Origin of the sequence: Erwinia sp. E_sp_B01_1 (genome assembly GCF_036865545.1) — a bacterium.
Classification (GTDB): domain Bacteria; phylum Pseudomonadota; class Gammaproteobacteria; order Enterobacterales; family Enterobacteriaceae; genus Erwinia.
In genome coordinates this window covers 1,324,112-1,340,133 of the sequence record NZ_CP142208.1, presented here as the reverse complement: position 1 = coordinate 1,340,133, position 16,022 = coordinate 1,324,112, and the positions used below count along the sequence as shown (strand labels likewise).

At 55.2% G+C, this 16,022-nt stretch carries 14 protein-coding genes; 4 read left to right on the top strand and 10 right to left on the bottom strand.

Translation table 11 applies throughout. The features are described 5' to 3' along the window. Positions 1-4: 4 nt before the first annotated feature. From VRC33_RS06540 to sctW, 8 genes are read right to left on the bottom strand one after another with little or no spacing between them, the layout of a single operon-like run. Positions 5-334: a FliM/FliN family flagellar motor switch protein gene (locus VRC33_RS06540; RefSeq protein ID WP_338562048.1), complete on the bottom strand. Its 330-nt coding sequence runs from the start codon at positions 332-334 to the stop codon at positions 5-7. Further along, on the bottom strand, positions 331-1,044 hold the full coding sequence (locus VRC33_RS06535) for a hypothetical protein (protein WP_338567567.1): 714 nt from the start codon (positions 1,042-1,044) through the stop codon (positions 331-333). The genes VRC33_RS06540 and VRC33_RS06535 overlap by 4 nt, the downstream gene beginning before the upstream one ends. After that, complete coding sequence (locus VRC33_RS06530; protein WP_338562044.1) at positions 1,041-1,703, bottom strand: type III secretion system HrpP C-terminal domain-containing protein; 663 nt, start codon at positions 1,701-1,703, stop codon at positions 1,041-1,043. Before VRC33_RS06530 ends, VRC33_RS06535 begins: the two co-directional genes overlap by 4 nt. Continuing rightward, positions 1,700-2,158, bottom strand: a complete 459-nt coding sequence (locus VRC33_RS06525; protein ID WP_338562042.1) for a type III secretion protein — start codon at positions 2,156-2,158, stop codon at positions 1,700-1,702. Before VRC33_RS06525 ends, VRC33_RS06530 begins: the two co-directional genes overlap by 4 nt. Then, positions 2,136-3,494, bottom strand: coding sequence for a type III secretion system ATPase SctN (gene sctN, locus VRC33_RS06520; protein WP_338564111.1), 1,359 nt, complete (start codon positions 3,492-3,494; stop codon positions 2,136-2,138). The genes VRC33_RS06525 and sctN overlap by 23 nt, the downstream gene beginning before the upstream one ends. Continuing rightward, positions 3,494-4,390 (bottom strand): FHA domain-containing protein, encoded by an 897-nt coding sequence (locus VRC33_RS06515; RefSeq protein ID WP_338562040.1) that lies wholly within the window; start codon positions 4,388-4,390, stop codon positions 3,494-3,496. Before VRC33_RS06515 ends, sctN begins: the two co-directional genes overlap by 1 nt. A 10-nt stretch (positions 4,391-4,400) precedes the next feature. After that, complete coding sequence (gene sctV / locus VRC33_RS06510) at positions 4,401-6,509, bottom strand: type III secretion system export apparatus subunit SctV (protein WP_338562038.1); 2,109 nt, start codon at positions 6,507-6,509, stop codon at positions 4,401-4,403. Positions 6,510-6,521: 12 nt separating this feature from the next. Continuing rightward, positions 6,522-7,634 carry a type III secretion system gatekeeper subunit SctW gene (gene sctW / locus VRC33_RS06505; RefSeq protein WP_338562036.1) on the bottom strand — a complete coding sequence of 371 codons (1,113 nt, stop codon included), beginning with the start codon at positions 7,632-7,634 and terminating at the stop codon, positions 6,522-6,524. 339 nt (positions 7,635-7,973) lie between these two features. Between sctW and VRC33_RS06500 the strand changes: the two genes are divergently transcribed. The 3 genes from VRC33_RS06500 to VRC33_RS06490 all read left to right on the top strand — a co-directional run bounded on the left by VRC33_RS06500 (position 7,974) and on the right by VRC33_RS06490 (position 10,869). Further along, positions 7,974-8,516, top strand: coding sequence for an RNA polymerase sigma factor (locus VRC33_RS06500; RefSeq protein ID WP_338562033.1), 543 nt, complete (start codon positions 7,974-7,976; stop codon positions 8,514-8,516). Between the two features lie 198 nt (positions 8,517-8,714). Next, positions 8,715-10,172 carry a PAS domain S-box protein gene (locus VRC33_RS06495; RefSeq protein ID WP_338562031.1) on the top strand — a complete coding sequence of 486 codons (1,458 nt, stop codon included), beginning with the start codon at positions 8,715-8,717 and terminating at the stop codon, positions 10,170-10,172. Positions 10,173-10,227: 55 nt separating this feature from the next. Then, positions 10,228-10,869: a response regulator transcription factor gene (locus VRC33_RS06490; RefSeq protein WP_338562029.1), complete on the top strand. Its 642-nt coding sequence runs from the start codon at positions 10,228-10,230 to the stop codon at positions 10,867-10,869. A 66-nt stretch (positions 10,870-10,935) separates the two neighbouring features. On the opposite strand, the gene VRC33_RS06485 is transcribed toward VRC33_RS06490, so the two are convergent. Together VRC33_RS06485 and gntT are read right to left on the bottom strand one after the other, a co-directional pair. Next, complete coding sequence (locus VRC33_RS06485; RefSeq protein WP_338562027.1) at positions 10,936-12,042, bottom strand: hypothetical protein; 1,107 nt, start codon at positions 12,040-12,042, stop codon at positions 10,936-10,938. A 310-nt stretch (positions 12,043-12,352) separates the two neighbouring features. Beyond that, the gene (gntT, locus tag VRC33_RS06480) at positions 12,353-13,669 is read right to left on the bottom strand and encodes a gluconate transporter (protein ID WP_338562025.1); all 1,317 of its coding nucleotides are present in this window, start codon (positions 13,667-13,669) and stop codon (positions 12,353-12,355) included. Positions 13,670-14,597: 928 nt separating this feature from the next. On the opposite strand from gntT, the gene VRC33_RS06475 reads away from it, so the two are divergent. Continuing rightward, positions 14,598-16,022 carry a cytochrome ubiquinol oxidase subunit I gene (locus VRC33_RS06475; RefSeq protein WP_338562023.1) on the top strand — a complete coding sequence of 475 codons (1,425 nt, stop codon included), beginning with the start codon at positions 14,598-14,600 and terminating at the stop codon, positions 16,020-16,022.

Here is a 16,022-nt window from a genome sequence, read left to right as displayed (position 1 = left end):
GAGATCAGCGGGCCAGCGGGTTCTTGCTGCCGGGCAGCATATGGGTTATCTGCAGGCCAAGACGCCCTTCCACATCCACCAGCTCCCCTTTCGCCAGCGGATAATCCCCATGACAGAGGATCGCTTCCCCAGGCGTGACGTTATTGATCATCACCATTGAGCCGGGGCTTAACTGTTGCAGCTCCCCAAGCGTGAGTTTCAGCTGGCCGCAGCGAACCGACAGGGACAAGGGCAGCGGAGCAAAATCAGTCTCCGCGGTCACAGGTTCAGTATCCCAGTGGGATTCAGGGTGGTTCATGTGCTCGTGCTCAAACTCATCAGGGGTCAGGGTCACGTTCTGTCTCTCCGTTTCGGTAAGATAAAAATGGGCCGTCGGGCCAGACTGCATCTGCACTTCTCCGTAAAACCAGCGCGCACCGCAGCGGAGTGAACCCCGTCCGTCAGGGGTGAACCTGGCTTCAGGGGGAGTAAAACATCCCCACAGCGCAGTGCCTGCAGCGCGTCTGACGACAGCTCAAGTTCGCCAGTAATCACTGGCAGGGTCAGCATCATGCTCTCCGGCAGTGGCCAGGCATCCTGCTGCCAGCCGGGTTTGGTTATCAGTAATGCCAGGCTCTGAGCAGAGAGGGAAAGCAGGCTGTGCGCGCGTTGTCCGCCCCACTCCAGGGTCAGGGTCAACAACAGCTCGCCCGGCGCTGTTTTCTCTGGCTCAACAGCTAAGTGGCTGAACAACGCAAGAAGTTCGGCAGAAAGTTGCTGATTCCACCACGGCCAGTACCAGGCCTGGCTCTCAGACGAGGGCGGGAGGGCAAAAGTCGGGCATCCGGACATCAGCGACAGCACCGGCTGGGCCGCCGAAAGCTGCACTGTACCGATGCCGGTTTGCCAGTGGCTCATCTCCGGTGGTCGCGGCCCCTGAGCCAGCGTCAATCGCAGCACACCCTGCTCGCCCGCCAGAAAATAGGGATAACTGCAGCCCGCGCCGATCCGCTGACGCAGCCGGGCCTCTTCCCTGCTCATCTTCGGTAACCGCAGCGCCGTCATGCTTCCGGCTCCCTACCCGGCTCCTGGCGTTCAAAACGCAGGCGCATCCGGCAGGCCATTTTCTGCCGCAAAGAAAAACGGCAGCGCTCCTGATGAGGCAGCAGCGCCTGCCAGGCACCGGGCTGCAAATGCAGCGCAATATCCCAGCCGCCTCCGGGCAGCGCCGTCATATGCGCGCCCACGTTCCCCAGTTTTGGCAGCATCAGGGTCAGCATCATTTCACCGGGAGGGGTGCCAGCCAGGGCAGAAATCAGGGCAGGTTCAATCTCCTGCCACATCGCCATCGCAGGCGGAGCACCTGCGGCGGGCGTTTCATCCAGTTGAGTAAACCCCTGCTGCTGGTCTCCGCTCTGATCCAGCGCCAGCAACGGGATCGTCACCTCATCGCTTTCCAGCATCGCGCTGAACAGCGCATCCTCTTCACGAGTCGGGCGTCTGCCCTCATTGCGCAATGAAGGGCGGGGGGAAACTGACGTTTGCTGAACGCTGGGGGGACGTGCAGATAAGGCCGCACGGGGATCGTCACGCTGCGCCTCACGCGAGTGTAAAAATTGCTGGCGGGCCTGGCGCTGATTATCACGCTGATGTTGTGCCTGCCGCTCGGTAGCCTGATGCTGCGCCTGCTGAAGCGCTGCAATCTGAGAAAGGGTGCGGATCATCCAAATGCCTCCTGCAGAAGATATTCCAGTTTTTCCACTTCCTGCTGGCGCTGGCGGGTTGCCTGGCGGGCATGTTCCACCTGCACCTGTTGGTGCTGTTGCTGCTCAGCCAGCTGATGCAGGTTGAGGCGTTCGTTATCGACTTTGTCCGCGGCCTGCTGCTCGGCTTGCAGCGCCCGTTCCAGCCGAAACTTTGCCTGCTGAACCCCGCCGTTGTTGTGCATAAAAGTACTGCGGATCTGCTGATAGTCACCCTGCCGCTCGGCCAGATGCTGTTCCGTCAGGGTGGTTTTATCTTTTACCGCCTGCAGCGCCTGCTCCTGTTCGCGCTGCTGGCGTTCACTGCGGTTAAGACGCTGGCGGCGGATCGGCAGCAGCAGATTGAGCGTGCGCTGCAGTTCTGCGGCAGAGGCATCCACCTCTTCTTCAGGTTCAGGCTGGCTGTGACGGCGCATAACGGCTTACCTCCGACAGGTGAAAACAGGTTTGATCAAAGTTTGAAGGGTCACGCATTGCCTGTTGCAGGTAGCCATTGATCGCGCCCTGCGCCTGCACGGCTGCATCGGTGAGGCTGTCGTTGCCTGGCTGATATTCGCCAAGGCGGATAAGCATCTCGACCTGCTGCCAGGCCGCCATTAACCGGCGAACAGAGGTGGCTTCGCTGACCTGTTGTCTGGCGACCACGTTGGTCATGGTACGACTGAGGCTGGCCAGCACATCAATGGCTGGATAGTGGCCTCTTTCTGCCAGCTTGCGCGTCAGCACGATATGGCCGTCAATCAGCGAGCGCACTTCATCCGCTACCGGATCGTTCATCGAATCCTGCTCGATCAGCACCGAATAGAGCGCGGTGATGGAGCCGGTCGCGGTCTGACCGGCGCGCTCCAGCAGCGTGGGCAACAGGGTATAAACAGAAGGTGGCAGCCCGCCGCGTCCCGGTGGCTCGCCCAGCGCCAGGCCAATCTCACGTTGCGCACGGGCAAAACGCGTCAGTGAGTCCAAGATCAGCAGCACGCTTTTGCCCTGGTCGCGAAAGGCTTCGGCAATGGCGGTCGCGGTAAAAGCGGCCCGCGCACGCTCCATGCTGCTGCGGTCGGAGGTGGCGCACAGCAACACGGTGCGGCTACGGAGTTCACTGTCCAGTTCGTGATCGAGGAATTCGCGCAGTTCGCGACCACGCTCGCCAATCAACCCGAAGACAATCACATCACAGGGTGTATTGCGCGCCAGCTCTGCCAGCAGCGTGGTCTTACCACAGCCAGCGCCGGCAAAAATCCCAACCCGCTGGCCCACCCCCAGCGTCAGCAGGCCATCAATGGCCCGCATCCCTGTCGGCAACGGCGTATCAATTCGGGGCCGTTCAGTGGGCGGAGGGGCATCGCCGAGTACCGGTTTAATGCCTTCGGTGTCGCCCGGCTGAGCAAACGCGCTGAGGCTGCCCTCTTCAATCGGACGACCAAAGCCGTCCAGCACGCTGCCCAGCAGCGCTTCCGACACGCGGATGCTGTGAGGCTGATAAAGAGGCGTAACCCTGGCACCCTGCGCGATGCCATCAAGCTGGCCAAGGGCGGAAAGCAGCGTGTGGTGCGGATTAAATCCCACCACTTCGGCCAGCACCGGCTGGTTGTTTTTGCCTTCGATGCGGCAGAGATCGCCAATGCGTGCGCCGGGGAGGCTGCTTTCCAGCAGAATGCCGCTGATCCCGGTGATACGGCCAAACACCGCTACGGGGGCAAAGCGCGACAGGCGCTGCTGATGCTGGCTGAACCAGCGATCGAGTTCAGGCTGCATCACCAGTTCACCTTGATATGTTCACGTCCGGCAAATTCAATTTCACTGGAGGTAATAGCCACCAGCCGCAGCTCATCCACCTGATCGCCGATAAACAGGCGGTCTCCGGCATCCGTGACCACATTAGCCCGTTTGCCGGTGGTAATTTGCACGATGCGGAACGGCAGTTTTGCACTGTACTCACGGGTGTTGTTCACCAGTTTGGGCAGGACGTTATACTGCGCCTGGAACCGCACCAGCATCCGCTCAAGGATTTGCAGTTTCTCTTTGCTCAGTTCTCCATTGAGGATCAGCGTCCCTTTGCCCATGTCGATTTTCACGCCAGGCGTCAGCCCCCTGTCGCGCAGCATCGCCACCAGAGGGGGACGGACTTCCTGCAATGTCTCCAGCACTTTGCGATGGGATCCGGTGGTGGAAGTTTGTGCCACCGTGGGCTGAAGGATCCAGCTGATGATGGTAAAGCTGAGCAGCAGGATCAGGCTGACTGACAGCACCTGTACGCCGCGAGAAAAGGTGCGTGAAGGCTGAGGAGCCGCCTCTGGCGGGGAAGACGGGACAACAGGAGCGATTGCGGGCTGAGGTGCGCAAACCATCTCCTCCCACGGGGTTTCCGCCGGGGTCAGGCTCAGCCAGGTCTCCCCCAGAGCAAAGGGCTGATCCACGGGCAGCGGATCAAGAAGATTGACAGCCTCACCCTGAGCCGTGCGTATCTGTCCTTCGCTGGCCTGTAATTGCCAGCGATCTTCGGTAAAAATCAGCCTGGCATGCTGCGCCAGTACACCGCTGTCACTGAGCAACAGATCGGCCTCTTCAGCCGATCCCAGGCTCCACTCTCCGCCAGTCACGGGTAAAGCCGCCCCCTGGTGGCGGCCTGTTAACACACGTAGCTCAAACATAATCAGCTCCCTAAGCATCAAAGGATTCGGCTGAATCATCCAGATCAAGGCGACCCACTACGTTAATCGACAGGTTTGATTGCAGTTCGGCAAACGACAGCACCGGCACCTGATGGAATTCGTCCTGGATCAATCCCCGCAGCGGGCTGCGAAGATCCTGCGCCACCAGCAGTACGGCAAAGCAGGGATTGTCCGGGGAGAAGGCGTTGCGAAGCTGGGCGAGGATCGCCATGTTTTGCTCCTGAGCCAGCGCAAAGAAGACCTCGCTCTGGGTCTGACGCAGCGAATCACGCAATTGCTCCTCCATCTCCGGCGTCAGCAGCCAGACATGCAGGCCATCTTCGCGGCTGTACTGATAGCAGATATGTTCTTTCAGCGAGATGCGGACCAGATCGGTCAGCAGGCTGATATCCCGCTCATGCTGGCCATGCTCGATCAGCGCTTCCGCAATGGCACGCACAGAGCGCAGGGGGATGCGTTCCGCCACCAGGTTTTGCAGCACGTTAGAGAAGCGGGCAATCGGCATCACCCGCTGCAGTTCCTGCGCCAGTTCCGGCTGTTCGGTTTCGAGCCAGCTCATCAACGCGCGGGTTTCCTGCAGACCGATAAAATGCGGGGCGCTGGCATGAATGGCGTTTTCCATGCGTTTCAGCAGCAGCTCATGAAAAGTCCAGCGGGGCACCTCTTCATTTTGCAACAGCGGATGCTCAGCAGGAAGCCAGAGCAGGTCAGCCTCGCTCCGGGCCTCGGTTCCGGGAATGACACCCTCTTCTTCTGCAAGATGTTCATGGCCACGCAGCGCCACTGCAATTTGCCCCACCTGGAAAGTGCCGGTGACGCGGGGAATTTCATATACCGAATACCGAAATTCGTCGGCAGGCAGCAGTTCCTGAAATTCGATATCAAATGCAGGCAGCGTGAAGCCATAGTTATATACGATGCTGTTACGCATCCGGCGGATCGCCTGCACCAGCTCCAGGGTTTCGCTGGTCCCCCTGGCGCCGGAGGGAAACTGCAAAAGATAGGGCCGGGTTGGATTGAACTGGCGTAAATCTTCAGTGCCGTTGAGTTCCGGCGGGATGACTTCGTTCTCCATCTGCGGCTGGCTGGAAACCAGCGCCCGCTTCGCCCGCCAGACCTGAAAACTGCCGGTGGCGAGCGTAAGAACCGCCAGAATAACAAACACGCCGGTAGGCATGCCGGGCAACAGGGCAAAGCCAAACATCCCAATGGAGGAGAGGATCCAGGCTTTGGGCTGGCTGGTGAGCTGTTCGGCAATCTCGCGACCAATGTTATTATCTTCACCGATGTCGCTGTCAGACGAAACGCGGGTGATGATCATCCCGGCGGTCAGAGAGATCAATAGTGCGGGGATTTGTGCAATCAGGCCATCACCGATGGTCAGTACCGAGTAGGTGTGCATCGCATCCCCAGCGGGCATTCCCAGCTGCATCACACCAATGCTGAAGCCACCAATCAGGTTAATAAACAGGATCACCAGTCCGGCAATGGCATCCCCTTTGACAAACTTCATTGCCCCGTCCATCGCCCCGAAGAGCTGACTCTCTTTGGCCAGATCGACACGGCGGCGTTTTGCCGTATTCACGTCAATCATCCCGGCACGCAAATCGCTGTCGATCGACATCTGCTTGCCCGGCATGGCATCCAGGGTGAAACGGGCGGCAACTTCAGCAACGCGTTCAGAACCTTTGGTGATCACCAGAAAGTTCACCACCGTCAGGATCAGAAACATCACCATTCCCACCGCCAGGTTGCCGCCTACCACAAAGGTGCCGAAGGCTGCCACGATATGCCCGGCATCCTGCTGAACCAGAATCTGTCGGGTCGTGGAGATGGAGAGCGCCAGCCGGAACATGGTGGTCAGCAACAGCACGGCCGGAAAGCTGGAGAACGCCAGGGGCTTAGGCAGATACATCGCCAGCACGACCAGCAACGAGGAGATACAGATATTCAGCGCAATCAGCGTATCAATCAGCCCCAGCGGTAACGGGATGATCAGCATAAATACAATGGCCATCGCAAACATCGCACCGATGATTTCGGAGCGTTGCATCGCCCCCAGCGCAATGCGATTCAGTATCAAAAACATGCTGTTCATGCCCTTCTCTCCTTAGCGCTTCGCAGCGGCTTTATGCTCGTTATCCACCAGCATGCCAATGACGCTACGCAGCATTTTTGCCGCTTCGGGACGCTGATTCCGGTCGCGCCACAGCATCGGTGACATCGCATTCATCAGCGGTAACAGGCCGTTGAAAAACAGCATCTGCGCCCCCGGCTTCTCTCCGGCAAACTCTTTACCCAGACCCGTGATGTCGCGGCCCTGAAGGCCTGAATCCGCCACGTTCAGCAGGCGACGGGTCATCTCTATACCGCCCAGCGCCGAAGCAGGAATTTTTCCCCGCGAACGCAGGTCATGCAGCATTTTATTGCTGTCGTCAATCAGCTGGGTGAGCTTGCCCGCTTCACTCAGCCCGAGATGAATTTTATGCAGCGATCGCGAGGAGATAGAGGGAGTCAGCGAGGCGATATCTTCTGCCAGCGCGCGTTGCAGCGTTCGCAGGCCGGGCATAAACTGCTCGCGCCCAAAACGTTCCAGCAGGCTGTCCAGGATCACGCCAGGCGACTGATGTTTGACGATGCCGTTGTAATAGAGGTCGCGCATCCCCTGCTTCTCTGTGGGATCGGTAGTAAAGCTTGCTATGGCGGGCGCGGTGTTCAGCCCGGCACGTACCCGGTCACCAAACTGCTCATCCAGCTTATCCAGCCCATAACTTGCGGCGGCGGCAGTCTGCATATCCCCTGTGCGGTCAGCTTCCCGCAGGGTCATACGCAACAGTAAATCGCAGCGGGCCGGATCGTTATCTGCTGCCCGCACCAGCTCCTCAGCTTCGGGCTCCGACCCTTTACTGAGCACATCCTTCAGCGCGCTCATGCGGGTTTCCAGACGATCCTGCTGCTGTCCATCCAGCATCTGATAAAGCTCGCCCAGCCGTTCAATACGTTCCACAGCTCCACGATTGCTGCGTAAATGCTGGGTATTGATCTGTCGCCGGTTCAGCCCTTTGGTTTTTTTCTCCACTTTTTCACTGAACATCATGCCGATCTCTTCCAGAGAATCTGTCAGCGCTGCCGCAGCCGACCCGGTGTTAACAGGTCGGGTACGAACGTCAGCCCCTGCTGCCCGGGAGGAGGGGCTCTCCTGCTTAAGCAGCGTTTTTGACAAGGCTTGCTGAAATTGAAGGGAGGACTGAACTTTTATCATTTCGGACTCGTGGTTGCTTTCGCGATTCTGTTACGTGGCAGCAGGAGGCAATAAGTTCCCGAATTAAAAGCGGGATAAGAGGTATTTTAAATACCTGGTCAGAGTGAAATATTAAACCGGCGTTATTAGTGTAAAAAATTGCACAGCGAATTTTAGCTATCGGTCAGATTTTGTCTCAGATGATTCTTAAGCAATATAAAAACCACAGCAATAATCCCCTTCCGCGCCCTTTTTAGTGCCTGGCACGCTCCTTGCTATATGAGATTAAGCAGGCTGTTTATTAATTTCAGGAGCGTAAATATGTTAACTTCTTCACCCGCAGAAAGAGCGTTTTTACCTGAAGTCCCGGTGGGAATATTATGGCCGGAAATCCTGTGCGAGCAGAATCGCAAGCTGCATAATTTTATCCGTAAGCGTGTTTCTAACCGCGAAGACGTTGAGGATATTGCGCAAATGACCTGCGTGGAGGTGTTACGTAACAGCCACAAATTTTTAGGGGCCTCCCGCCCGGAGACCTGGCTGTTCGGCATTGCGGCAAATTTAATTCGCAACTATTACAAAACGCATCAAAATCGCTATCTGTTTGACAGCCTTAATGAAGATAACGTGCTGGAACTGATTCAGGATTGCGATCCCAGTGATATCATCGCCAATGATCAACTGCTTAGCGTTATGGCGCTCTCTATTGATAAGCTGCCTGAAGAGACGCGACAGATGCTGACTATTTTGGTGGAGCGCAACGGCAGCTATCAGGATGTGGCCACTTCACTGGACATTCCTCTGGGCACGGTAAAATCCCGCCTGTCACGAGTCCGCGAGGCGCTTAAAAGCACAATAAGCTGAACAAAGGAAACTTTTCAGGTCATACGCCGTGACGATTATTAATTTGCACACTGCCACCATTTTCAGAGAATATCGATAGTCAGCGCAGGGATTATTTGGTGTAATTGATCGCTATGGCAAATCGCTATCCACGATCTCCTCTGCGGTAATATAATCTATGCTTATTACAACTTTACTTTTTAACCTTCAGAGAGAGAGATGCTTTCGTCTGAAATATTCAGCCTCAATGTGAGTAACAACCCGGATGACGGTCGGACGATCTTACCCGACTTTGCGCTTGACAAAGTCAATGACGCTATCTATTTAGTTGGCAAGGACGCCAGGCTGGCTTATATCAATAATAAAGCCTGCGAAATGTTAGGGTATAAATATCAGCAGTTGATCCGATTAAGCTACGCCGATATTGACGGAGAGTTACTCGATCCTGATGTTACTGCCCTGTGGTGGAAACTCAGTATGCGCCCTGAAGGCATCCGCTTTACCTCTCAGCACCGGATGCACAATGGCGAGATGATCCCGGTTGAGGTCAGTTCAAGCACCTACGAGCACCAGGGTCAGACGCTGGTACTTAACGTCGTGCGGGATGTTCGTGAGCTGAAACAGCGTACCGAACGCTATCTTCAACAGGAGCAGCAGTTCAGGTCCCTGGTGGAGAATTCACCGGATCTGATCGCCCGTTTCGATATTCAGATGCGCTGTCAGTATGCCAATCCGTTAGTGCTGGAGTTAATCGGCTGCAGCGAAGAGCAGGCCCAGGGCTGGTGCTTAACCGACACCATTCCCTTTGATGATGTGGGCATGCGCCTGTTCCGGCTGGTGTCGAACACGCTGGCAAGCGGAGAGAAAAGCGAAGCGGAGCTGGAAGCCCGGTTTGGCGACCGCACTATGGTGCTGCACGTCCGCTGCGTGCCCGAATATGACCTGCGCGGAGAAGTGGTCTCTATTCTGGCCGTAGGGCGGGATATCACCCGGCTGCGTGAAGTCGAAAATGAAGTCCGCGCTGCGCATCAACAAATGCGTCTGCTGGCCAGTAATCAACAGCAGCAGACGGAAGATGAACGTAAGCATATTGCCCGGGAGATCCACGATGAACTCGGCCAGCATCTGACCAGTTTGCGCGCAGGCCTGTCAGTGATGGGAATGCAGGCAAAAAGCCCGGCCAGAGTGACGCAGCAGGTCGACTATCTGATGACACTGATCGACAGCACTATCCAGGTAGTGCGTGATGTTTCCACCCGTCTGCGGCCCAATATGCTGAACATGGGGCTGGTTCCGGCGCTGGAGTGGCTCAGGGATGAGTTTGTAAAGCACAGCCGCTGCGCCTGTATGCTGATAGTGCCGGAGGGCAAACCCATCGCGCTCAGCGACCAGGCCGTCACCGCCGTGTTTCGGGTGGTGCAGGAGTCGCTGACCAATGTTTCCCGGCACGCCAACGCCAGTAAAGTCTCGATCATTGTGCAGACCAGCCGTGAGTCAGTGGTGATCCAGATCCGCGATAATGGTCAGGGTTTTAAAATTCAGTCAGTCCGGCAGGATGCCTTTGGGCTGCTGGGCATTAAAGAGCGGGTGGATATGCTCAACGGCTTTGCCTCGATCACCAGTCAACCCGGCGAAGGGACGCTGCTGGAGATTACCCTTCCGCTTTCAGCAAAATAGTCACACTGGGCTGCTATAGTCGCGGCTCGCAAAAGGCCTTTACCAGGGAACCAGGATGAGTGAAGTAATCAGGTTAGTGATCGCCGACGATCACGCGTTAATGCGCGAAGGATTGAAACAGATTTTTGCGCTGGATGACCGGATTGATGTGGTGGGTGAAGCAGGAGATGGCACTCAGGTGCTGGAGCGATTACGTCTGGGCGGGCTTGATCTGCTGTTGCTGGATATTTCCATGCCTGGCATCAGCGGCGAAGATTTGATCAACCGTATCACTGCGCAATACAAGGATTTGCCTATTCTGGTGCTGAGCATGTTCAACGAACCGCAGATTGCCCGTCGCGTGCTGAACTGCGGCGCTCTGGGCTATATCACTAAAGATAAAAATCCGGATGCGTTGCTGGCCGCTATCCGCAGCGTGGCAAAAGGCTCCCGCTATATCGATCACGATTTAGCGCAGGAGATAGTGTTTGCCGAATACCAGAATGGCAACCGTGCCCTGCACGAAACGCTGACCACTCGCGAACGTCAAATCCTGCTGATGCTGGCGCACGGCGAGACCATCAATGCGATAGCGGACGCCCTGTCAATCAGCAATAAAACCGTGAGCACCTATAAATCGCGCATGATGGAAAAAATGCAGTTCACCAGCAATGCCGATATTGTGAAATACGCCATCAGCCATAAGCTGGTGCAGTAGGATAAGCATCACCAGCCTGGTCTGAATACCGGTTCAGGCTTCTGACTAGAGGCTGATGCAGTAACCTCAGGCTGCAGGCGTCTGACTTTCAGCCTTTTCCGGCAATGCTTGCTGCCCGGTTTGCGCCTGCATTTCAGCCTGGGGCTCTTTGCGCAGCCGCTTACTGACTAAAAATACTGGCGTGACCAGGAACAGCAGCAGGCTGCCTGCCATCCCGCACACCAGCAGACTGACACAGCCAGCCAGGCCCTCTCCGGCAGTCATGCCCGCAATCACCAGCGACAGGATAAAGAAGAACGTCACCGTCATGCTGACCGGCAAAATATTGGTGATATCCATATCGCTGAGGGCCATCTTGACCGGCTTCTTCGCCTTTTTTGCCGCCTCTCTTTCTGCTTCAATCGCCTCGTTCACTGCCAGCAGATCGACGCAGGGAGCAACAAAATCTGCCGCAGGCTGCGGATTATGCAGCTCGTCAAAAATACGGTCGACCGGGGGAAAGGTTAGCGGCCAGCTACCGCTGTGAACCCCATAGGTGGTCAGCGCCGGTAAAGTAATGCGCGGCCACAGTACCGGTTGCAGGTAACGGTCGTTGCAGACCACCCAGCTCTGCCGGGTCTGGCCTTTGGTAACATGGTAGAGTCGGAACCGGTCGGCAGGCGGATAACTGAGGTGACTGACTCTGGCGGTTATAAAAGGAATATTGCGCTGGCGGCAATAGTTCACCCGGCTTTGCCCCTGTGCCGCAAGCAGTACGCCAAGCGCCGGCAGGAAATACCAGGAGGTGCTTTCTGCCGCAAAAGGGCCATTAAGATGCTCAGTCAGCTTCGCTTCGCTGTTGGCATTCATATGTTCAGGCCACCAGCGCCAGCTACGGCCTATAACCCGTTCAGTGGGAACCTGGAAGATCCCCAGCGGGTCAGTCTCCGCAGGCAGCATGGCAAAAGGAAATACTTTGCTGAAGAACGTCAGGGCATCATCTGGCCCATCCCATTCGCCACTGCTTTCCAGACCGTGCAGGTTAGCGGTGAGTTCGCCCCACCCCTCTTTACCGAGCATGTCTATTTTATACTTTGTCTCTGCCAGACGTTTCCCCAGCCGCAGGATCTCCTGAGGAATACCGTCCAGCGGCAGCTCCGGGGGCAAGGCCGCCGGTGTTTGTTCAATTTCCATACTGCATCAATCCCCAAAGGCAAACGCCCGCAGACCTGTTAAAAAGAGACAAGGATAATTAACCGTTTAAGCAGAACGCGTTATGAAAAAAAGTGAGTGGCCTGCACCTGAAAAGAAGCGAGCTGATTCGTTATTGTTTGGGTGTGAAAATTTGGCTTTAGTCAAAAAAATCAAATTATATCAATGTGATAGTATACATGACTGGGTTTATAAGCAACTTTCCGGGAAAAATAGCAGGGAGTGATATCGGGCGGGCATAGAGGGGAGAAGAGCAATCCGGGACAGAGGATCTGTCCCGGCTTTTAACAGGTTAAATCACGGCCTGCATCAGCAGACAGCCAACCAGGCCACAAACGGCAATCACGGTTTCCAGCCCGGACCAGGCGCGAATAGTCTCGCCGATAGTCAGGTTAAAATACTCCTTGAACAGCCAGAAGCCAGGGTCGTTGACGTGGGAGAAAATCACGCTCCCGGAGCCTACCGCAATCACCATCAGTTCCGGGCTGACGCCGGTAGTGGCGATAATGGGAGCAACAATTCCCCCGGCAGTGATCGCCGCAACGGTGGCGGAACCCAGTGCAATACGCAGTGCAGCAGCAACTGACCAGGCGAGTATGATAGGCGAAATATTACTGCCTTCCATCAGGCCTGCAATGTACTTGTCCACGCCGCTGTCGACCAGTACCTGCTTGAACGCCCCGCCACCGCCGATGATCAACAGCATCATGGCGATGATTTTGATCGAATCCGTCAGGGTTCCCATCACCTCATCCATGGTGCGGCCACGGTTAAGACCAAAGGTAAAGATCGCAATCAGCACGGCAATCAGCGTGGCCATGATCGGATCACCGAAGAATTCGGCATAGGCCAGCAGCGGGTGCCCTTTCGGTAACAGCATCTCGGCGACGGCACGCAGCGCCATCAGCACCACCGGCACTAACGAAGTCCAGACGCTGACGCCAAAGCCAGGCATCTCTTCTTCAGTAAAGGTCTTTTTGTTGTAGAGGCCTTCCGGAATAGGCTTGTCGATACTTTTCAGGAAACGGGTATAAACCGGGCCGGCCAGAATCACCGTTGGGATACCTAACAAAGTGCCAAACAGCAGGGTTTTACCCATGTCAGCATGGAACAGCGTCGCGATAGCCGTCGGGCCAGGATGCGGAGGCAGGAAGCCGTGGGTCACGGACAGCGCCGCCGCCATTGGCACTCCAACGAACAGCAGGGGAACGCGGGCAGAAGCTGCAATGGTCAGCACCAGAGGCAACAGCAACACGAAGCCCACTTCATAGAACAACGCAAAACCTACTGTAAAGCCGGTCAGTACCACCGCCCACTGAATGTATCTGGTGCCGAACTTTGCAATCAGCGTGGTGGCAATGCGTTGAGCACCGCCGCAGTCCGCGAGCAATTTACCCAGCATGGCACCAAAGCCCATGATCAACGCCAGACTGCCCAGCGTCCCGCCAACCCCCGCCTTGATAGAGCCAATCACTTTGTTCACGGGCATTCCCTGCATCACACCAACGGCCAGTGCGACCAGGATCAGGGCAATAAATCCGTTGAGTTTAAAACGGATCATCAGCAGCAGTAACAGCACTACGCCAATCGCAACGATGACTAATGGCATAACTTCTCTCCGGTGCGTGCTCCTGAAAAGTGTTCAGGGGCACATAAATAAGTTCCCGCCTTGCCGGGGGCTTAACGGGTATCGGTGTCAGGTATTCGGTAATTTCGGTAAGTGTTACGGGGAACATGTTAACGGTAACATTGCAGCACTGATATGCCCCGGCAACCTTGAATTTACATTTTGAGAGGAAGATCAAACTTTTGACACAGGCGGGTGCAAGCCACTTTTTCGCCTGACCTGCACCATACAATAGCCGTTTAGATATTGACCTCAGACAAGAAAAGAACGCCTTAGTGGCGTCAAAAGGTAACAAAATGATTCTGAATGAATCAAAATAAGAATTTATTGTTTAACATTTACAGTGTTTTTCACAGTCAGGGTACAGAGCTTGAGACGCTAACCTTATGATAACAATCACGCACTTTATAATTAATGAGAATAGCCCTGCACCGCAACAATAAAATAACATCATCAGTTGCCGGACGCGCAAAAGCGCAATTAATTTCCAAAAAGTGCCCTTCTTCGGCCGATTAAATTATCAAAAAGTTATAGCTAAGGCGCTTTTTATAAATAAACTGCCGCCCCATTTTTTACACTCTTAACCCGTCTATAAACTACCCTGCCCGCCCGAAAAAGTCTTTCATAGCCTAAAGATACAGTTATTTTACATCGCAGTATCATTTGAGCTTTCTAATTTAACAGGGAGTCAATTTTTTTAACCTGAGAGTGAAACAATTCATCGCAAAGAACTATGCTGTTATAGGCAAGAACCCTATTACTGTAGCTACTCCTTCACATGATTTGGTCTCAGGATCAAACCTTCGATGAAATATCCGCTTAATGGCATTCGCTATGTATGTAGCCTGCTTGTTAATTGCCGGTAAATAAAAAAGAAAGGCAGTTTTTTTATGTTAGATCGAGGTAAGCAATGTTTGGATTAGATGCGTTCCACCTGGCAAGGATACAGTTCGCGTTTACCGTTTCCTTCCATATTCTCTTCCCGGCCATCACCATCGGCCTCGCCAGCTTCCTGGCGGTTCTGGAAGGATTATGGCTGAAAACCAAAAACCCGGATTATCGTGACCTGTATCATTTCTGGTCAAAAATCTTCGCCGTTAACTTCGGTATGGGCGTGGTGTCCGGTCTGGTTATGGCCTACCAGTTCGGTACTAACTGGAGTGGCTTCTCCCAGTTCGCTGGTGCTATCACTGGTCCGTTGCTGACCTATGAAGTGCTGACCGCATTCTTCCTGGAAGCGGGCTTCCTGGGTGTGATGCTGTTTGGCTGGAACCGTGTGGGCCCTGGGCTGCACTTCTTCGCTACCTGTATGGTTGCGCTGGGTACCCTCATCTCCACATTCTGGATCCTCGCGTCTAACAGCTGGATGCAAACGCCTCAGGGCTATGACATTCAGAACGGGATTGTTGTCCCGGCAGACTGGTTCAAAATCGTATTTAACCCGTCGTTCCCGTTCAGACTTCTTCATATGTCCACAGCGGCATTCATCGCCAGTGCTTTCTTCGTCGGCGCATCTGCGGCGTGGCATCTGCTGCGTAAGAACGACACCCCGGCTATCCGTAAGATGCTGTCGATGGCTATGTGGATGGCGCTGATCGTCGCCCCGATTCAGGCGATGCTGGGCGATGCCCACGGCCTGAACACCCTGGAACATCAGCCTGCTAAAATCGCGGCGATTGAAGGCCACTGGGAAAATCCACCTAATGAGCCAACGCCACTGATCCTGTTCGGTATCCCGGATATGGAGCAGGAAAGAACCAAATACGCGGTGGAAATCCCCTATCTGGGCAGCCTGATCCTGACGCACAGTCTGAATAAGCAGGTGCCTGCGCTGAAAACCTTCCCGAAAGAAGATCGTCCTAACTCGACTATCGTCTTCTGGTCCTTCCGCGTAATGGCCGGTCTTGGCATGCTGATGATATTCCTTGGCTTTGTCAGCCTGTGGCTGCGCTTCCGCGATCGCCTGTACACCTCAAGGCCGTTCCTGTGGTTCGCGCTGGCGATGGGTCCGTCAGGCCTGATTGCACTTCTGGCCGGCTGGTTTACCACCGAAATTGGTCGTCAGCCGTGGGTCGTTTATGGCCTGCTGCGGACTAAAGATGCCGTCTCCGCGCACGGTGATCTGCATATGAGCATCAGCCTGATCGCCTTTATTCTGGTTTACAGCTCAGTGTTTGGCATCGGCTATGTCTACCTGTTTAACCTGATTAAGAAAGGGCCACAACAGGGTGAAGGCGACGATACGCCACATGGTGGTCCGGGTACCAAGCATACCCCTGCACGTCCGTTGTCTGCCGTTCAGGAAAAGTTAAACACTCCGGAAGAGGATAAATAA